This is a genomic window from Thiocystis violacea (assembly GCF_016583575.1).
In the GTDB taxonomy this organism is placed as follows: Bacteria; Pseudomonadota; Gammaproteobacteria; order Chromatiales; family Chromatiaceae; genus Thiocystis; species Thiocystis violacea.
The window spans coordinates 173,048-192,707 of sequence record NZ_NRRG01000002.1; the positions used below are offsets into that span (position 1 = coordinate 173,048).

The following is a 19,660-nucleotide window of genomic DNA, read 5'->3' on the forward strand; positions in this document are numbered from 1 at the left end:
AGGTACTCGTTCTTCAGTTGTGTATTTGCTCGAAGAGTTGGCGATAAAGCGCCTTGAACCGCCGCGGGTCGGGACTGCCGAACAGCGGATCCTCGGCGACAGGCGCGACCGCCTCGATCTCGGCCCAATCCGCGTCGGTCAGACATTCGCTGGCGATCGGAAAGGCCTCCCGGTCCTCTAGGACGATGTGCCCTCGAAAATTCCCGACCAGGGCGCGGCCGTCGGCCTCCACGTCCTCACGCAACAGCACCTCCTCGCGCAGGATTCCCCCTAACGCGGTGCGAAACCGCTTGGCCAGTTGGCTTAGCCCGGCGTGTTGACGCATCAGGATGCCGAAGACCTCATGATGTCCGGCGCCCTTGTCGAGCACGCGCTGGAAAATGAGATCCTCGGTCGGGTGATGGACGGTGTCGGCATAGGTCTCCATGTATTCAAGCAATTCCTCCATGAGTTCGTAATCCGGTTCGGCGCCGTCGTGAAACCGATTGAGCACCTCCTCGAGCAGATCGATCAACCGGCCGAGCCGGGCGTGATCTTGAGCGAGTTTTATCATGACGGGATGCATATGCCTTCTCCTCGGGTGGACCAGCGATCGCTGGCCAGTATGACATCATCGGGATCGTTGCCAAGCCGCGATCCAACGCCAGACGGCGCCCTCGCGCCGGCTCTCCCCGGTCGCGACATAGCCTAGCGCATGGAGATTGCGCAGCCCCCAGTCCATGTGCCAGCGCGCCTCCTCGCGACCGCAGAAGAGCAGACGGTCCTCCTCGTGAATCCGATCGTCGAGATCCGGCAGCAGAAAACGCTCGTCGTTGCGGATCAGTAGCAGCGGGATGGCCAGCAGTTGCCGGTCGCGATCCCGAGGATCCCGCAGCAGGGTTCCCAGGGTAACGGGGCGGCCGCGCTGGTCGGCATCGCAGAGCGCGAACGCCTGCGTCCTGTCGACGGTTACCTCCCAGACATAGGGCTTGCGCTCATCGACTAGGGCGATGATCCGGCTCACCAGCACACCGGCCCAGCTCTCGTCCTGAAAGCGGGCCAGGTTGGTGAAATCCGCCAGCAGCGGGGTAACCAGGCGCACCCGGATACGATGGGCGATGATGGTGCTGGGATTCATGATCGCATGCGCCCCGACGCGATCGAACAGCTCCTGATTCTGGATATGATTCTCGCGCGCGATCACGAAGAGGTCCGAATTCAGCGACAGCGCGGTCATGATGATGGAGAGATTGTCGGCGTCATGATCGGTTCCGGCGACCAGCCCGACGGTCCGCCCGATCTCCGCCTGCTCGAGCGTCACCGCCTCGGTGCCGCGACCGTGCACCACCCCCTCCGGTGGAATACCCGTCTTGTGCGGGGCCGCCTCGATGACGGACAGCTCGAATCCCTGTTCCTTGAGATGCTTGTACATGGCCTTGCCGAAGCGACCATAGCCGCAAATGATCCAACGGCCTCGGCTCGGCGGGTATTTCGGCTCGCTCAGCACGTCGCCGCCGTATCCGGAGAGCCAGTCGACCAACAGGGTCTGACAGGGCGCCTGAATGGCGACGGCGATGTAAAGCGCGAAGGTGTCGAAGGGGTCATAGATATGATCGGTGCCGAAGGAGGCCATGTTGGCCTCGGTCTCGTGCGAATCGGCCCGGCAGATGACCTTGATGCGGGGATGCAGCAGCTTGGAGGCGATGGCGATCTTGAGATTGGCCTCGTTCACGTTGGTCAGGGCCACCACGCCCTGGCACAGGGGATGATTGAGTCCCGCGGCCCGCAGCATCTGGGGACCGCGCGCGTCCGCGCAGAGCGCGGGCACGAACTCGCGCTGGTTATCGAGCTGGAGCACGCTGATCCGCTCGGGATCGACATCGATCACGACCGCCTGGAGGTGGCGATCGGTCAAGCCGCGAACCAAGGCGCCCCCGGTCTGACCATAACCGCAGACCAGATAGAAGGGCTGAGTCAGCCGACGCACCCGATTGCGAAAGCTCAGTTCCGCGATGGCCTTTTGCAGCGCGGCGTCCTGCAGGAGCGCGATCAGATTGCCGACGGCATAGATCCAGACCGCGACCGTGAAGAACACCGAGATCGAGACCCAGAGGCGCTGGGCATCGGTGAAGGCGTTCGGCAGCTCGCCAAAACCGATGGTCGTCGACATGTAGCTGACGAAATAAAAGGCATGAAAAAGGCTCATCGTGGTCGGCTGGCCGGCGGCATCCTGGGCGGTGATGAGCGCCAGCCCCGCCATCGCCACCGCGTAGACAACGATCAGCGTCAAGAGCGGCGCGCGCATCCGCCGCAGGATGAGAAAAAAGATGGTATCCATGACAGCCTATACCCGGACAGCCCCGAAGGCGCCGCTCGTGCTAGCGGCGCAGCATGACGGTCTCGATCACCAGCAGCGTCACCGACACCACGTTGGCGATCATGGCCCCGCCGGACAGGGAGACGATGCTGGCCATGACCGATGGGGTCATTCCGATATCGGTCGCGTGGACCGCCAGTGTCCAGACCAGGGACGCGGCCAGCAGTTGCAGCATGGCCACCAGACTGGTCGCGAGCAGCACCGCGCCCATCTGGGTGCGGTCGCCGAACTTGAGCACGGTGGCGATCATGTTGACGACCACCACCGCGAACAGCTCCCAGGCATGATGATGATCAGGATTGTCGATATCCCCGACGAAGAAGCCGAAATTCAGGGTCAGGGCCAGGACGATGAAAAAGCCGAAGACGACTTTCTCTGGATTCATGGTCGGGTTTCCCGTGGTTAGAAGAGTTCGGCGTCATGGTCGCCAGTCGCGTCCACAAGGCCATTCAGCCTAAAAAGAGCTGTCAGCTTTCAGCCTCCAGCCTCCAGCCTCCAGCCTCCAGATATTGGGAATCAGCCACTTGGCCATTGACCGGGACCGGCCGAGGCTCACCCATGGGTGAAGCCTGCAAAAGGCTGGAGGCTGATCGCTGGCGGCTGATTCAGACGCGGGCCGACGGCTCGGCGCCCGCCTTGCGCTCCGCCAGTTCCCGATGCATCAGAATGTTGAGCATGCGCAGCGTGGCGGCGATGGCGGCGAAGACCTGGTTGGCGTGGACGCCGCGCGTGCGCAGCTCGCCCTGCTCGGTCTGCCAGGTGATGCTGCATTCGGTGAGCGCGTCGGTGCGCCCGCCCTTGGGGATGCGGACCTCGAAATCCGTGAGCGCCGGCAACGCGAAACCCTGTTTCTTGAGAACCTTGGACAGGGCGCTGGTGAAGGCGTCGTAACCGCCATTGCCGGCGCCGGACGCGGCGTGGATCTCATCGTCGAGCCGGATCTTGATGCTGGCCATGGACGCCAGGTCCAGGCTGGACGCGATGGAGCATCCCAGCAGCTCGGCGTGATCGTAGTCCTTGCTCTCCAGCACCTCGGCGATGATGAAGGGCAGATCCTCGGCGGTGATGGTCTTCTTGGAATCGCCCAGTTCGACGATGCGTTTCAAAACCTTGCGCTGATTGTCCTCGGACAGATCGATATCGAGCCGTTCGAGATTCTTCGACAGCGACGCCTTGCCCGCCAGCTTGCCAAGGGCGTATTTGCGCCGCCGGGCGAACCGCTCGGGCGAGAGCCGACTGTGATAAAGGCTGCCCTTCTTGTCGCCGTCGGCGTGGATGCCGGCGGTCTGGGTGAAGACATCGGCCCCGACGATGGGGGCGTTGTCAGCGATCCGCTTGCCGGAGAAGTATTCGACCAGCTCGCTCACGCGCGCCAGGTGGGTCTCGTCGATCCCGATCTCGAAGCCGAGCTGATCGCGCAGATTGACCGCGACCTCCGCCAGCGAGGCGTTGCCGGCGCGCTCGCCGAGACAGTTGACGGTGCAGTGCACGGCGGCGGCGCCGGCCTGGGCGGCGGCCAGGACATTGGCGGTCGCCAGTCCGTAGTCATTGTGCGGATGGAAGTCGAACAGGAGGCCAGGGAAGCGCCGGACCATGTCCGAAACGGCGGCGGAGACCCGATCCGGGGTCATGACGCCGAGCGTATCGGGCAGCATGAAGTGACCGATGCCGGCGTCCGCGAGGCGCTCGACCAGTGCGTAGACATAGCCGGGGTTGTCTCGGTAGCCGTTGGACCAGTCCTCCAGATAGAGGTTGGTCTGAAGACCATGCGCGCAAGCGTGCTCAATGGTGACGCGGACATCGGCGAGGTGCTGGTCGAGCGTCTTGCCGAGCTGGCCGCGACAGTGCTTCTCGCTGCCCTTGGCGAGCAGGTTGATGACGCGCCCGCCGGCGCTCCGGATCCAATCCACGCTCTGGCCGCCGTCGACGAAGCCCAGCACCTCGACCCGTTGCGCCAGATCGCGCTCCTCGGCCCAGGCGATGATCTGGGCGACGGCCGCGGCCTCGCCGGAGGAGACGCGCGCCGAGGCGACCTCGATGCGGTCGACCCGAACCTGTTCCAGCAGCGCCTTGGCGAGATTGACCTTCTCGTCGGGCGAAAAGGAGACGCCCTGGGTCTGCTCGCCGTCGCGCAGGGTGGTGTCCATGATGCGGACATAACGACCGGTCGCGCTCATGAGACCGATCCCGCCGCCAGCGTCGCTTCGAGATGACCCTTGACGGCCGCGACCGTCGCTTCCAGCTCGCTACAGCGCGACTCTTTTTCCATCAGTCCTTGCAGGGATGGCGGCTGGGGCGCCTCGCGACCGATCGCCCGCGTCACCGCCTCGCCGAACTTGGCCGGATGAGCCGTCGCGAGACAGACCGCCTCCGGCAGGCCGCGCGCCGCGCGCACCCCGACGGCGGTGTGCGGACAGAGGATGTAGCCGCTCGCCCCATGGGTGGAACGGATCTGTTCGAGGGTTTCCTGGTCGGACACCGCCGCCGCGTCGAAATCGGCCCGGACCTGCTCGTGGCGGTCCGCCGTGACCTCAAGCCGTCCCGTGCGCCGCAGATCCTCCAGCAGGGCGCGCACCCGTTCGGCGTCCCCGTCATGCAAGTAATAGAGGTAGCGCTCGAAATTGGAGGCGATCTGGATATCCATGGCCGGGCTCAGGGTCTGATATACCTGTTCGCCGACGGCATAGACGCCGGTCTCGACGAAGCGCGTCAGGATATCGTTGCGGTTGGTGGCGATCACCAGCCGATCGATCGGCAACCCCATGCGCTTGGCGACATAGCCGGCGAAGACGTCGCCGAAATTGCCGGTCGGCGCCGAGAAGCTCACCCGGCGCTCGGGATCCCCGCCGCTGACGCGCCCCCAAGCGTAAAAATAATAGACCGTCTGAGCCAGGATCCGCGCCCAGTTGATCGAGTTGACCGCGCCCAACCGGTAGGCGGACTTGAATGGCAGGTCGTTGAAGAGCGACTTGACGATGTCCTGGGCGTCGTCGAAGGTTCCGCGCACCGCGATGTTGTGCACGTTGGCGTCCAGCACCGTGGTCATCTGGCGTTCCTGGATCGGCGAGACCCGGCCCTTGGGATGCAGGATGAAGATCTGGATCCTCTCCTTGCCGCGCACGCCGTATATGGCCGCCGAGCCGGTGTCGCCGGAAGTCGCCCCGATGATGTTGAGGCACCCGCCCTCACGCTCCAGCAGGTATTCGAACAGGTTCCCCAGGAGTTGCAGGGCCACATCCTTGAAGGCGGCGGTGGGACCGTGGAACAGCTCCAGGATCCGGACGCCACCCGGCTCGACCAGGGGCGTGACCTCCGGGTGCGTGAAGGTCGCGTAGGAACGCTCGATCAGCTCACCGAGATCCTCGCGCGCAATGTCCTCGCCGACGAAAAGTGTCGACACTTCGAGCGCCAGCTCCTGAAAGCTCAGCGTCGACCAGGCCCGCAGCCGCTCGGGTGCGATCCATGGAATCTCGGTGGGCACCAGCAGACCACCATCCGTCGCCAGGCCCATCATCACGGCCTGGGAAAAACCGACCGGCGGTATGCCACCACGGGTGCTTGTGTAACGCATCATATTCTCTGTGATTGATAGGCTTCGGATCGTCAACGGTTCGCGGCCGTTCGTTGCGACCCGCCACCAGGGATCAGACTAAGAAAACCCAGGGCGATTGGCAACCGGCCATGAGTCATCAACGGACCATCCAACACCCTTTCGATCAAACTTCGGGGCGGCATTGCCAGACGGATTCTCACCCCATGGCGATGGCCAGGCACGTTGACAGCATGGCAAGCGCAACCAGACAATGCCGACAATCCGCTTATTCGGCAGATAAAGGCGGATGAATCATAACGAAGATCGAGGGGGCTTCTGCCATGTTCGAACACACCAACCCGCGTCATCGCGCGGGCGTCTGGTGCTTGCGCCCCGTCACCCCGGAACTTCCCGGCAACCACCGCAACCCTTGCACGGAGTGACACCAAAAATGACACCTGACAAGCGCGCGGATTATTGGCGGGCGAATCTTCGCCTTCTAACAATCCTTTTGATCATCTGGTTCATCGTCTCCTACGGCTTCGGCATCCTGCTGGTCGAACCGCTGAACGCGATCAAGCTGGGCGGTTATCCGCTCGGGTTCTGGTTTGCCCAACAAGGGTCGATTTACGTCTTCGTGGTGCTGATCTTCATCTACGCGGCCTTGATGAACCGGCTCGACAAAAAATTCGACGTCGAAGAAGACTAGGGGGCCGACATCATGACCGAACTCGAACTCTGGACCTATGGCATCGTCGGCTTCACCTTCGTGCTCTATATCGGGATCGCGATCTGGGCGCGCGCCAAGACCACGGGCGAATTCTACGTGGCCGGCGGTGGCGTGCATCCCGTGGCCAACGGCATGGCGACCGCGGCCGACTGGATGTCGGCGGCCTCCTTCATCTCCATGGCCGGCATGATCGCCTTCGGCGGCTACGGCGGCTCCGTCTTTCTGATGGGCTGGACCGGCGGCTATGTGCTGCTCGCGCTGCTACTCGCGCCCTATCTGCGCAAGTTCGGCAAGTTCACGGTGCCGGAATTCATCGGCGACCGTTATTACTCCAACTCCGCGCGCGTGGTGGCGGTGGTCTGTCTGATCCTGGCCTCGGTGACCTATGTCATCGGTCAGATGACGGGTATCGGCGTGGCCTTCTCGCGCTTCCTGGGCATCTCCTATGAGATGGGCATCATCGTCGGCATGGGCATCGTCGCGGTCTACGCCATCATGGGCGGCATGAAGGGCATCACCTATACCCAGATCGTGCAGTACGTGGTACTGATTCTGGCCTATACCATCCCGGCCATCTTCATCGCGCTGACCCTCACCGGCATGCCGATCCCGCAGATCGGACTCGGCGGAACCTACCTCGGCGATGGCAGCGGTATCTCGCTGCTCGGCAAGCTCGACCAGGTGGTCACGGATCTCGGCTTCAAGGAATACACCACCCAGGTCATGGGCAGCTCGCTCAACATGTTCGTCTACACCCTGTCGCTGATGATCGGCACCGCCGGACTGCCGCACGTCATCATCCGATTCTTCACGGTGCCCAAGGTTCGCGACGCGCGCTACTCCGCCGGTTGGGCGCTGGTCTTCATCGCCCTGCTCTACACGACGGCCCCGGCGGTCGGCGCCATGGCCCGACTGAACCTGATGGATACCATCCAGATCGGACCGGTCGGCGAGGAAACCGGCAACCTGGTCTATGACGAACGTCCGGACTGGTTCAAGCGCTGGGAGACCACCGGACTGCTCAAGTTCGAGGACAAGAACGGCGATGGCCGCGTCCAGTATTACAACGACACCAATCCGGAGTTCGCCGCCAAGGCCGAGGAGTTCGGCTGGAAAGGCAACGAGATGGTAACGGTCAACAACGACATCATGGTGCTGGCCAACCCGGAGATCGCCGACCTGCCCGCCTGGGTCATCGCCCTGGTGGTCGCCGGCGGTCTCGCCGCCGCGCTCTCGACGGCGGCCGGTCTGCTGCTGGCCATCTCATCGTCGATCTCGCATGACCTGCTCAAGGGCGTGATGATGCCGAGAATCTCCGAGAAGAACGAGCTGATGGCCGGACGGCTATCCATGATCGGAGCCATCGTGCTGGCCGGCTATCTGGGCCTCAACCCGCCGGGCTTCGCGGCTGGAACCGTGGCCCTGGCCTTCGGTCTCGCGGCCTCGTCGATCTTCCCGGCGATCATGCTGGGCATCTTCTCGAAACGGACCAACAACATCGGCGCGATCGCGGGCATGGTGACCGGTATCACGGTGACCCTGCTGTACGTGTTCCAGCATAAGGGGATCTTCTTCGTCAAGGGCACCGAGTTCCTGATGCCCGAGTTGGGCATGGGGGCCAACTGGTTCCTGGGCATCACGCCCGAAGCCTTCGGCGCGATCGGGGCGTTGGCGAACTTCACGGTCGCCATACTCGTCGCCAGCCTCACGGCGCCACCACCCGAGCACATTCAGCACTTGGTCGAGGATGTGCGCATCCCGCGTGGAGCCGGCACCGCCACCGCGCACTAAAGCGGCGTCTCGACGGTTCGACGCACGGATCAAGCCCCGCTCCGGCGGGGCTTTTTTTGTTTTGGAGACAGGCCTCATCCTGAAAGACGCAACGAAATCGCCACGTCGAAGCCATTGAAGCCGCCCTCCCGATGGGTCTCGCACACCCGCGATCCATTGACGTCCGCAATGGATTGAATCGCGTCCAGACCGTACCGGACGGGCGCTTTCATGTTTCAATAGTCAGCATAGCGGATGTCGATCGGGCTCGAAGCACACTGGCCAAGCCTTCGCGGGCGGCGCGGGACGTTGGGCGAGACCAAGCCCAAGAACAGACGTCATGTCAAACAACGGGGGAGTAACCACGATGGATGTCGAACTGATCGAGATCCAGGAATTCCTGGCCAGCCATCCGCCCTTCGATCAGCTCCCCGAGGAGACCCTGGCGCGTCTGCCAAGACGCCTGTCGGTGCGCTATTTCCGCCGCGGCACCCCCTTTCCGCCCGAGAAGCCGGAGCAGCCCTGCCTGTACATCCTCCGACGCGGCGCGGTCGAACTGCGCGACCCGCAAGGCGAACTGGTCGGCAAGCTGGCCGAGGGCGATCTCTGCGAGATGCATTGCCGCGCGGCCGGGAGCGAGTTCAACTACCTGGGCAACACCGCCGAGGACACCCTGGTCTATGCCCTGCCCTGTTCGGATCTGGCGGATCTGCGCGCGGGGCACGCGGCCTTTTCGGAGCACTTCGACCAGTCCATCTCGAGCCGCTTGCGCAAGGCCCTGGATGTGGTGACCGAATCACCCTCGACCGGCACCGGCCTCATGACGGTGCGGGTGCGCGACATGGTCAAGCGCGCGCCCATCTCCACCGGCCCCGAGACCAGTATCCGCGAGGCGGCGCGGATCATGTCCGAGCACCATGTCTCCTCGTTGCTGATCATGGACGAAGGGCGACTCGCCGGGATGATCACCGACCGCGACCTGCGCGGTCGCTGCGTCGCCGCCGGACTGCCGACGGAGCGGCCGGTGCGCGAGATCATGACCGAGAAGCTGACCACCGTGGACATGGAAACGCTCGGCTTCCAGGCCCTGATCACCATGACCCGGCTGAATGTGCATCATCTGCCGGTGCTGGAGAACAATCAGGTCGCGGGGCTCATCTCCTCGACCGATCTCACGCGCTTTCAGAGTTCCAATTCCGTCTATCTGGTCGGCGACATCCATCGCGCCGACTCGATCGAAACCCTGGCACGGATCAGCGCGAAAATCGGTGAACTCCAGGTCCATCTGATCACCGGCGGAGCCACGGCCAACCAGGTCGGCCAGGCCATCAGCGCCATCACGGACGCCATCACCCTGCGCCTGATCGATCTGGCCGAGGCCGACCTCGGCGCTCCACCCGTCCCCTATGCCTGGATCCTGGGCGGATCGCAGGCCCGTCGCGAGCAGTCCTCCCATTCGGATCAGGACAACGCCCTGCTGATCGCCGACCAGGCCAAGCCGGAAGACGACGCCTATTTCGCCGCGCTCGCCCGATTCGTGAACGAGGGTCTGAACGCCTGCGGTTTCGTTTATTGCCCAGGCGATGTGATGGCCAGCAATCCCAAATGGCGCCAGCCCCTGCGCATCTGGTACAAGTATTTCGTCAACTGGATCCTCAAGCCCGAGCCGATGGCCCTGATGCTGTCGAACGTTTTTTTCGACCTGCGCCCGCTGCACGACCCCGAGGGTCTGTGCTCCGAGTTGCAGGAGCGGGTTCTGGAGAAATCACGCGCCAACCGCATCTTCATCGCCTACATGGCCGCTAACGCGCTGAAGAACCGACCACCGCTGGGCTTCTTCCGCAACATCGTCCTGATCCAGGGCGGCGATCACGATCACACCTTCGACATCAAGCATCGCGGGATCGTCCCCATCATCGACCTGGCCCGGGTCTACGCCCTGTCGGCGGGAATCCCGGAGACCAACACCATCGAACGGCTACAGGCCGCCGCCGAGCAGGGCGCGCTGAGCAAGGACGGCGCGGCCAACCTGATCGACGCCCTGGAGTTCATCGGCACGCTGCGCGTGCGCCACCAGGCGCGTCAGTTACGCAATGGCGAGAAGGCGGACAATTTCCTCTCGCCCGATGGCCTGTCCCCACTTGAGCGAGGTCACCTCAAGGAGGCGTTCCTCTTGATCAACACCATGCAGGAAGCCCTTGGACAGCGTTACCAGGCGGGTCGTTTTGCCTAGCCATCGCACCGGCTTCGGCTCCACCGTCCGCGCGGCGCGCAACCCAGGGAGCCACTGATGTCGTTCCTGCTCGACTGGCGAAGACGCTGGCAGCTTCGGCACGCCCCGGAGAGTTCCCTGCGAACCTATCTGGAGCACCCCTTTGCGCGGGCGCGGACCGACTACCGCGAATTGGACTATCTGGCCATCGACCTGGAGACGACGGGGCTCGATACCCGTCAGGATCTGATCCTCAGTGTCGGATACGTCACCCTCCACGGCACCGCCATCGATCTTTCGACCGCCCGTCACCGCGTGGTTCGCATCGATCGCTCCATCCCGGAGGCGAGCGCGGTGATCCACCAGATCACGGATGATCAGTCGGCGCGAGGCGGCGAGATGGTGGATGTGCTCGAAGAGTTGCTCCAGGTGCTCGCGGGCAAGGTGATGATCGCCCACCACGCGACCATCGAGCAGGGGTTTCTGTCCAATGCCTGCAAACGCTGCTGGGGCCTGGGACTGCCGATGCGGGTCATCGACACCCAGGTGCTCGCGCACCGGACCTTCGAGCGCCGCCAGATTCCATTCAAGGCGTCGGATCTACGCCTGCATTCGCTTGGCAACCGCTACAATCTACCCCGCTACGGCGCCCACAACGCCTTGAGCGACGCGCTGGCGGCGGCGGAGCTGTTCCTGGCCCAGGCCGCCTATCGCGACGACGGCAAAGGTTTGCCGTTGGCCGATTTCCTCTGTTGAGGCCGATACTTTATGTATCCTACCTAGATACTCGCTTGTTCGACGGTTTAGTATTATCGACGCTGACCGGCCGCCGGGACCGAGGCTCTCGTCTTGCGCCGCGCCGGCTCTTACACCACACCATCCAGAATCGAGGAGATGACATCCATGTCGGAAGAAAAGGTCTATCCAGTCCCGGCCGCGATCGCCGCCAAGACCCATGTCAATGCCGAGCAATACGCGGCCATGTACCAGCGCTCGATCGATGACCCCAAGGGCTTCTGGGCCGAGCAGGCCGAGACGTTCCTGAGCTGGTCCAAGCCCTGGGACTCGGTGATGGACTACAGCTTCAAGGCCGACGATCTGCACATCAAGTGGTTCGAGGGCGGCAAGCTCAACGTCTCCTATAACTGTCTGGATCGTCATCTGGCCACCCGCGGCGATCAGGTCGCCATCATCTGGGAAGGCGACAATCCAGAGGAAGACCGCAAGATCACCTATCGCGAGTTGCACGCCGAGGTCTGCAAACTGGCGAACGTGTTCAAATCGCGCGGCGTCAAGAAGGGCGATCGGGTCTGTATCTATCTGCCGATGATCGCCGAGGCGGCGGTCGCCATGCTGGCCTGTACCCGCATCGGCGCGGTGCACTCGATCGTCTTCGGCGGCTTCTCGCCCGATTCGCTGCGCGACCGCGTGCTCGACTCCGAGAGCAAGCTGATCATCACCTCCGACGAGAGCGTGCGCGGCGGACGCCACATCCCGCTGAAGAAGAACGCCGATGTGGCGATGCTGGAATGCCCGAACGTCGAGACCGTGGTCGTGGTGCGGCGCACCGGCGGCCAGGTCGAATGGACCGAGGGCCGCGACATCTGGTACGACGAGGCCATCGCCGCCGCCTCCGCCGAGTGCGTGCCCGAGGAAATGGACGCCGAGGATCCGCTGTTCATCCTCTACACCTCCGGCTCCACTGGCAAGCCCAAGGGTGTGCAGCACACCACCGGCGGCTATCTGGTCTACGCGGCCATGACCCACAAATACACCTTCGACTATCAGGAAGGCGAGGTCTACTGGTGCACCGCCGACGTCGGCTGGGTCACCGGACACACCTATATCGTCTATGGCCCGCTGGCCAACGGCGCCACCTCGCTGATGTTCGAGGGCATTCCGAACTATCCGGATATGTCGCGTTTCTGGGAAGTCATCGACAAGCACAATGTCGCGATCTTCTACACCGCGCCCACCGCCATCCGTTCGCTGATGCGCGCCGGCGAGGAGCCGGTCAAGAAGACCTCGCGCAAGTCGCTGCGCATCCTGGGCTCGGTCGGCGAGCCGATCAACCCGGAGGCCTGGGAGTGGTATCACCGCGTGGTCGGTGACGAGCGTTGCCCGATCGTCGACACCTGGTGGCAGACCGAGACCGGCGGTCATCTCATCACCCCGCTGCCGGGCGCCACGCCGCTCAAGCCCGGCTCGGCCACGCGCCCCTTCTTCGGCGTCGTCCCGGCGCTGGTCGATCCGGCGGAAGGCACCCTGATCGAGGGTCCGGGCGAGGGCGCGCTGGTACTCTCGCGTCCCTGGCCGGCGATGATGCGCACCCTCTATGGTGATCATGGGCGCTTCGCCGACACCTACTTCCGCCAGTATCCGGGCTATTACTTCACGGGCGACGGCGCGCGACGCGACGCCGACGGCTATTACTGGATCACCGGACGTATCGACGACGTGCTGAACGTCTCGGGTCATCGTCTCGGCACCGCCGAGATCGAATCGGCGCTGGTGCTGCATCCGCATGTCGCCGAGGCCGCCGTGGTCGGCTACCCGCATGACCTCAAGGGTCAGGGTATCTATGCCTATGTGACCCCGATGGCGGGTGTCGAGCCGACCGACGAACTCAAGAAGGAACTGGTCGCCATGGTGCGCGGCGAGATCGGTCCGATCGCCATCGTCGACATCATCCAGTGGGCGCCCAGCCTGCCCAAGACCCGTTCGGGCAAGATCATGCGCCGGATTCTGCGCAAGATCGCCGCCAACGAGATCGACTCGCTGGGCGACACCTCGACGCTGGCCGATCCGACCGTGGTCAACGACCTGATCGATAATCGCGCCATCAAGTAAGGGCTCGGATCCGGCTTGGCCTGGGATGCCTGGCGCGCATGCGTCGCGCCAGGCATCCTACCGCTTACCAGGGTTCCTTCCAGATCGCCTGGAACGGCGCGGGCCGCGCCTTACTGGTCATACGTCCAGTTACAAGGGATTTTCAGATATCGCAAGGGACTTCATCCTGACCCTCGCCGTTCGGTGATCGGCGTCGAATCAGGTCGTTTTCATATTTCCATCGTACGAGGTTCGGTTTGTCTGCAAATTTTCGAGTTGGAGTTTTCGTCGACGCGGAGAATGTGCGTTACAACGGTGGCTATCAGATGCGTTACGACGTACTGCGTCGATTCGCGGGACGCGAGAATGGCGTCCTTCAGCGTCTGAACACCTACATGGCCTTCGATGCCGAACGGGCACGCGAGGATTCGGAATACAAGAAGAAGGCTCAGACCTATCAGCAAATGGTCCGTGATTTCGGTTGGAAGATCACGGTCAAGGAAGTCCGCCGTTATACCGACGAGGCCGGCAATGTCACCACCAAGGCCAACGCGGATCTGGACATGGCGGTGGACGCGATGCTCCAGGCGGACAAATTGGACCAAGTCCTGCTTGTCACTGGCGATGGCGATTTCATTCAGGTCGTCAATGCCCTGCAAAACAAGGGCTGTCGGGTGGAGCTGATCGGCTTCAAGAACGTCTCGCGCCAGCTTCAGCGGGAAGTGGACGCCTTCTATTCCGGTTTCCTGATCCCGGATCTGCTCCCCATCGCCTACGAGCCCCGCAACGAGTGGGCCAAGCCGGGATCCTGCGTTCGCGGTGTCTGTACCAAGTGGTTCGCCGACAAGGGCTACGGCTTCCTGCGGATCATGCAGAACATCTCTCCGAACCTCTGGATCACCGATCCACGCGAGGGGAATTCACCCTATGCGAGCGTCTTTTGTCATGTCAACGAACTCGCCGAGGACGTGACCGAGGACTTGCTCATGAACCGTGAAACGGTGCTGGAGTTTTACGTCAACGAAAGCGAACAGAAGGATAATGGACTGGTCGCGAACAATGTGAGGCTCGCGTTTTCGGTCAATCGATAAAGACTGCGACATAGGAAAGGCCGCCAATGTCAACGGATCAAGCCAAGATCAAACCATCTGGACTGGCCTGGCGACTGGTCAAGGATCAATTGCTCTCCGAGCAGCAGATGCTTGACGCCTATCAGGAGGCCATGACCCAGGGGCGAGCCTTCGTGCGTCATCTGGTCGAGCAGAAGCTGCTCGACAGCCGCCGGATCGCCATCGCGGCCTCGCATGAATTCGGTGTCCCCCTGCTTGATCTCGGTGCCTTCGAACCGAGCAACCTGCCACTCAATCTGGTCGACGAGCGCCTGATCAGCAAGCACCGGGCGCTGCCACTCCTGCGCCGCGGCAACCGTCTCTTCCTAGCACTCTCCGACCCCACCAACGATCAGGCGCTTGAGGAGATCCGCTTCAATACGGGTCTCGCCACCGACGCCATCCTGGTCGAGGAAGACAAGCTCCAGGCGGCGATCGAGTTAGCGATCCAGTCCCAGGACACCACCAATGTCAGCGACTTCGTCGACTCCGACCTGGAAAAGATCGATGTCGGAGGCGACGAGGACGAGCAGCGCGACGAGTCGGATGCCAACATCGACGAGGCGCCTATCGTCCGCTACATCAACAAGATCCTGGTGGATGCCATCACCTCCGGGGCCTCGGACATCCACTTCGAGCCATTCGAGAAGTTCTTTCGTATCCGCTTCAGACAGGACGGACTTCTGAGCGAGGTGGCCAACCCGCCGCTGAACCTCGCCGGACGGCTCACCGCGCGTCTCAAGGTCATGTCGCGGATGAACATCGCCGAACGGCGCGTCCCCCAGGACGGACGCATCAAGCTCAAGCTGAGCCGCACGCGCGATATCGATTTCCGCGTCAACACGCTCCCGACCCTCTACGGCGAGAAGGTCGTGCTGCGTATCCTGGACTCCAGCTCGGCGCAGGTCGGCATCGAGGCGCTTGGCCTCGAGGCCGAGCAACGTGAGGCGTTTCTCAACGCGATCCAGAAACCCTATGGCATGATCCTGGTCACCGGACCGACCGGATCCGGCAAGACGGTGTCGCTCTACAGCGCGCTCAACATCCTGAACAAACCCGAGATCAACATCTCGACCGTCGAGGATCCCGTCGAGATCCAGGTGGCCGGCATCAATCAGGTCAACATGAACCCCAAGACCGGCTTGACGTTCGCCTCCGCCCTGCGCTCCTTTCTCCGTCAGGATCCGGACATCATCATGGTCGGCGAGATCCGTGACCTGGAAACCGCCGAGATCGCGGTCAAGGCGGCCCAGACCGGCCACCTGGTGCTTTCGACACTGCACACCAACGACGCGCCGCAAACCCTGACCCGTCTCGCCAACATGGGTGTCGCCCCCTTCAACATCGCCTCCTCGGTCCTGCTCATCATGGCGCAGCGACTGGCCAGGCGCTTGTGCGTGCACTGCCGGACGAAGGTGGATATCCCGCCCGCGGCCCTGCGCGAGGAAGGCTTCACCGACGCCGACATCGAGGACGGCATCACCGTCTACGGACCAGTCGGCTGCCAGCACTGCAACAAGGGGTATCGTGGTCGCGTCGGGATCTTTCAGGTCATGCCGGTCACCGAGGCCACCTCGCGCCTGATCCTCGAAGGCGGCAATTCCATGCAGTTGGCCGACCAGGCCCAGCGCGAGGGCATCTACGATCTGCGTCAATCCGGGCTCCGCAAGGTCAAATCAGGGATGACCAGCCTGGAAGAGATCAACCGGGTCACCAAGGAATAATTCCACCACGGAGTCATCGTCATGGCACTCGCAACAGCGACCAAGTCCAGAGTCAAGCCAAAGGCCAAGCCCGAAGCCGAAAAGGCGCGCGTATTCGCCTGGGAAGGCATGGATCGGCGCGGCTCGCGGGTCAAGGGCGAGTCGCGCGCCGCCAACATCAACGCGGTGCGCGCCGATCTGCGCCGGCAGGGCGTCAACCCAACCAAGGTAAAGATGAAGGCCAAGCCGCTATTCAGCGGCAAGAAGAAGATCACCGGCCAGGATCTCTCCATCTTCACCCGCCAGCTCGCGACCATGATGACCGCCGGCGTACCCCTGGTGCAGGCATTCGATATCGTCGGACGCGGCCATGACAATCCGGCGATGCAGGACATCATCCTTTCGATCAAGCAGGACATCGAGAGCGGCACGGCGATGTCGATCGCCATGAGCAAGCATCCGCTCTACTTCGACGACCTGGTGTGCAGCCTGGTGGCGGCGGGCGAGCAGGCCGGCGTGCTTGACATCCTGCTCAACAAGATCGCGACCTATAAGGAAAAGACCGAGTCGATCAAGGGCAAGGTCAAGAAGGCACTCTTCTATCCTGCGGCGGTCATCGCCGTGGCGATCATCGTCACCGTGGTCATCCTGCTGTTCGTCATTCCCCAGTTCAAGGAACTCTTTACCAGCTTCGGCGCGGACCTGCCGGCCTTCACCCTCATGGTCATCGGTCTGTCCGACCTGATTCGGGAATGGTGGTGGGCGTTCCTGGGCGGCATCGCCGGCACCGTTTACGTGATCCGCTATTCCTTCAAGCGCTCCAGACGCTTCCGCGAGATCGTGGACCGCGCCAGTCTCAAGATCCCGGTCATCGGTAGCATCCTGAACAAGGCCGCCCTGGCGCGTTTCGCGCGCACCCTCTCGACCATGTTCGCGGCCGGCGTGCCGCTGGTCGAAGCCCTGCAATCGGTCGCGGGCGCGACCGGCAACATCGTCTATCAGGACGCGGTCCTGAAGATGCGCGAGGAGGTCGCCACCGGTCAATCGCTGCAACTGGCGATGCGTCAGCGCGACATCTTCCCGCACATGGTCATCCAGATGACCGCGATCGGCGAGGAGTCCGGCGCGCTCGACGACATGCTGGGCAAGGTCGCCGACTTCTACGAGGAACAGGTGGACAACGCCGTCGACAGCCTGAGCAGCCTGCTCGAACCCATGATCATGGTCGTCATCGGCGGCCTGGTGGGCAGTCTGGTCGTAGCCATGTATCTCCCGATCTTCAAGCTCGCCGCGGTCGTCTGAGTCCGATGTCCGGAAATCAATGGATCCTTGTACTCCAAGAGAGCCCCTGGCTGCTCAACGGGACCGCCGTGCTGCTCGGGTTGATCCTGGGCAGTTTTCTCAACGTGGTCATCCTGCGACTGCCGAGGATGATGGAGGCTGGCTGGAAACGCGATTGCGCCGAACTCTCCGGGACATTGGAGCCGACCCCGGATGAGTCCGAGCCACCCCTCAGCCTGTCCTCGCCCGCCTCGACCTGCCCCGCATGCGGACACCGGATCCGCGCCTACGAGAACATCCCGATCCTGAGCTATCTGCTGTTGCGCGGGCGCTGTTCCGCCTGCCGGACCCCCATCAGTGTCCGCTACCCCATCGTCGAGGGCTTCACGGCGATCATGACCCTGGTGGTCGTGATGCAGTTCGGTCTGAGCTGGCAGATGCCCGCCGCCCTGCTCCTGACCTGGGCGCTGATCGCCCTGGCCCTGATCGACTACGACACCCAACTCCTCCCGGACAGCCTCACCCTGCCGCTGCTGTGGCTGGGACTTGTCCTGAGCCTGTTCGGACTCTTCACCGACAGCCAGACGTCCATCATCGGCGCGGTCGCCGGCTATCTGAGTCTCTGGACCGTCTTCCAGCTCTTCCGGCTCATCACCGGCAAGGAAGGCATGGGCTATGGCGATTTCAAGCTGCTGGCGCTCTTCGGGGCCTGGCTCGGCTGGCCCTACCTGCCCCAGATCATCCTGCTCTCGGCCGTCACCGGGGCGGTGCTGGGCGTCATCCTGATCGCGACCGGCCGTCATCAAAGCGGCAAGCCGCTCCCCTTCGGTCCCTACCTGGCCGCAGCCGGCTGGATCAGCCTCGTCTGGGGCGAACAGATCAACGACGCTTATCTGCGGATAAGCGGACTCGCTTGAATCCCCCTCGGTTGGTCGTCGCGCTGACGGGCGGCATCGGCAGCGGCAAGACCACCGTGGCCGACCGCCTCGGCGAACTGGGCGCCGGAGTCATCGACACCGACCAACTCTCACGCGAGCTGACGGCCATCGGCGGGGCCGCGCTGGGACCGATCGCCGCCACCTTTGGCGCTCGGGTCATGCTCCCGGACGGATCGCTCGATCGCGCCCGACTGCGCCAGATCGTCTTCGCCGATCCCGAGGCGCGCGCGCGTCTGGAGGCCATCCTTCATCCAGGCATCAAGGCCCTGATGATGGAGCGGCTCGCGGCGCTCCAGACCCCCTACGCCGTCCTGGTGGTCCCACTCCTCTTTGAAACCGGCCAGGAGACGCTCGCCGATCGCGTCCTCGTGGTCGACATACCCGAGTCGCTCCAGATCGAGCGGGTCACCCGCCGCAGCCAGATCCCCGAGGACGAGGTCCGACGCATCATCGCGAGCCAGATCCCGCGCCGGGAACGGAACGCGCGCGCCGACGATCTCATCGACAACCGCGGCGATCTCGCCAATCTGGAGCACCAGATCCAGCGTCTTCACGCGGATTACAGTCGGATCGCCGCGACCCCGGACAGCCCACAAACACACTAAGCTCGCGGCCCATCCACGCATAGCGAACGCCAGCCATGACCCGCGTCCTGGATGACAGGGCTCGCCCTTTGGTTTCCGGAACGCCTTGCACCGCCCCATCGACTTCCATTTAAGTCTCTTTCGCCCTGCTAAAAAATCGATCGAACCGGCATTGGGCGATTTCCAGCTATCTCCAGGATCGGAAAACAGTTGCGCTTCGTGTTATGCGTGAGATATATCTATCTCTCCGTTTACACGTAAAGCGCATAGCGCATTCCAAGGACAGAGCGAGGAAAACGATGAGCAACCCATTCACCAAAACCATCCGCGCGACCCTTCTCCTGACCACCCTGCCCATGCTTGGGCTTGTGTCGCAGCCGACGCTGGCGGCCTCCGACTGTAAGGGCTTGGCGCAGGATGCATGCGCGGCGAAAGAGCACTGCCGCTGGATGAATGGCTACACCAGGAAGGACGGCATCCAGGTCTCCAGCCATTGCCGTATCGGCAAACCCAGCAAGGCCTCCGACAGCCCCGCTTCGATCATCAACGACAAAGACAGCACGGCTTCACGTTGAGAGGCACCAGGGCGCGGGCCTCCGCGCCCTGGAATAGACGA

The 19,660-nt window shown here is 63.1% G+C and carries 16 protein-coding genes; 11 read left to right on the forward strand and 5 right to left on the reverse strand.

Features of this window, described 5'->3' with window-relative positions; translation table 11 throughout:
* Nucleotides 1–13: 13 nt before the first annotated feature.
* The 5 genes from CKO27_RS02020 to thrC form a co-directional block, all read right to left on the reverse strand.
* Entirely contained in the window at nucleotides 14–565 is a 552-nt protein-coding gene (locus CKO27_RS02020) for a hemerythrin domain-containing protein (protein WP_200373198.1), read from the reverse strand.
* A gap of 45 nt (nucleotides 566–610) precedes the next feature.
* Nucleotides 611–2,317, reverse strand: a complete 1,707-nt coding sequence (locus CKO27_RS02025) for a potassium channel family protein (protein WP_200373199.1) — start codon at nucleotides 2,315–2,317, stop codon at nucleotides 611–613.
* Between the two features lie 40 nt (nucleotides 2,318–2,357).
* Nucleotides 2,358–2,741, reverse strand: coding sequence for a DUF6394 family protein (locus CKO27_RS02030; protein ID WP_200373200.1), 384 nt, complete (start codon nucleotides 2,739–2,741; stop codon nucleotides 2,358–2,360).
* A 220-nt stretch (nucleotides 2,742–2,961) separates the two neighbouring features.
* Nucleotides 2,962–4,533: an alpha-isopropylmalate synthase regulatory domain-containing protein gene (locus CKO27_RS02035; RefSeq protein WP_200373201.1), complete on the reverse strand. Its 1,572-nt coding sequence runs from the start codon at nucleotides 4,531–4,533 to the stop codon at nucleotides 2,962–2,964.
* Nucleotides 4,530–5,927, reverse strand: coding sequence for a threonine synthase (gene thrC / locus CKO27_RS02040; protein ID WP_200373202.1), 1,398 nt, complete (start codon nucleotides 5,925–5,927; stop codon nucleotides 4,530–4,532). Before thrC ends, CKO27_RS02035 begins: the two co-directional genes overlap by 4 nt.
* Before the next feature lie 412 nt (nucleotides 5,928–6,339).
* Between thrC and CKO27_RS02045 the strand changes: the two genes are divergently transcribed.
* The 11 genes from CKO27_RS02045 to CKO27_RS02095 all read left to right on the forward strand — a co-directional run bounded on the left by CKO27_RS02045 (nucleotide 6,340) and on the right by CKO27_RS02095 (nucleotide 19,619).
* Complete coding sequence (locus tag CKO27_RS02045; RefSeq protein WP_200373265.1) at nucleotides 6,340–6,597, forward strand: DUF4212 domain-containing protein; 258 nt, start codon at nucleotides 6,340–6,342, stop codon at nucleotides 6,595–6,597.
* 12 nt (nucleotides 6,598–6,609) lie between these two features.
* Entirely contained in the window at nucleotides 6,610–8,409 is a 1,800-nt protein-coding gene (locus CKO27_RS02050; RefSeq protein WP_200373203.1) for a sodium:solute symporter family protein, read from the forward strand.
* 346 nt (nucleotides 8,410–8,755) lie between these two features.
* On the forward strand, nucleotides 8,756–10,621 hold the full coding sequence (locus CKO27_RS02055; protein WP_200373204.1) for a putative nucleotidyltransferase substrate binding domain-containing protein: 1,866 nt from the start codon (nucleotides 8,756–8,758) through the stop codon (nucleotides 10,619–10,621).
* A gap of 57 nt (nucleotides 10,622–10,678) precedes the next feature.
* Nucleotides 10,679–11,356 (forward strand): exonuclease domain-containing protein, encoded by a 678-nt coding sequence (locus CKO27_RS02060; protein ID WP_200373205.1) that lies wholly within the window; start codon nucleotides 10,679–10,681, stop codon nucleotides 11,354–11,356.
* 147 nt (nucleotides 11,357–11,503) lie between these two features.
* A complete protein-coding gene (acs, locus tag CKO27_RS02065; protein WP_200373206.1) occupies nucleotides 11,504–13,450 on the forward strand; it encodes an acetate--CoA ligase in 1,947 nt (648 codons plus the stop codon).
* Nucleotides 13,451–13,686: 236 nt separating this feature from the next.
* On the forward strand, nucleotides 13,687–14,520 hold the full coding sequence (locus CKO27_RS02070; protein WP_200373207.1) for an NYN domain-containing protein: 834 nt from the start codon (nucleotides 13,687–13,689) through the stop codon (nucleotides 14,518–14,520).
* 26 nt (nucleotides 14,521–14,546) lie between these two features.
* Nucleotides 14,547–16,262 carry a type IV-A pilus assembly ATPase PilB gene (pilB, locus tag CKO27_RS02075; protein ID WP_200373208.1) on the forward strand — a complete coding sequence of 572 codons (1,716 nt, stop codon included), beginning with the start codon at nucleotides 14,547–14,549 and terminating at the stop codon, nucleotides 16,260–16,262.
* A 21-nt stretch (nucleotides 16,263–16,283) separates the two neighbouring features.
* Nucleotides 16,284–17,543: a type II secretion system F family protein gene (locus tag CKO27_RS02080; protein WP_200373209.1), complete on the forward strand. Its 1,260-nt coding sequence runs from the start codon at nucleotides 16,284–16,286 to the stop codon at nucleotides 17,541–17,543.
* A gap of 5 nt (nucleotides 17,544–17,548) precedes the next feature.
* The gene (locus CKO27_RS02085; RefSeq protein ID WP_200373210.1) at nucleotides 17,549–18,439 is read left to right on the forward strand and encodes a prepilin peptidase; all 891 of its coding nucleotides are present in this window, start codon (nucleotides 17,549–17,551) and stop codon (nucleotides 18,437–18,439) included.
* The gene (gene coaE / locus CKO27_RS02090; RefSeq protein WP_200373211.1) at nucleotides 18,436–19,065 is read left to right on the forward strand and encodes a dephospho-CoA kinase; all 630 of its coding nucleotides are present in this window, start codon (nucleotides 18,436–18,438) and stop codon (nucleotides 19,063–19,065) included. Before CKO27_RS02085 ends, coaE begins: the two co-directional genes overlap by 4 nt.
* 278 nt (nucleotides 19,066–19,343) lie before the next feature.
* A complete protein-coding gene (locus CKO27_RS02095; RefSeq protein ID WP_200373212.1) occupies nucleotides 19,344–19,619 on the forward strand; it encodes a hypothetical protein in 276 nt (91 codons plus the stop codon).
* Nucleotides 19,620–19,660 lie beyond the last annotated feature (41 nt).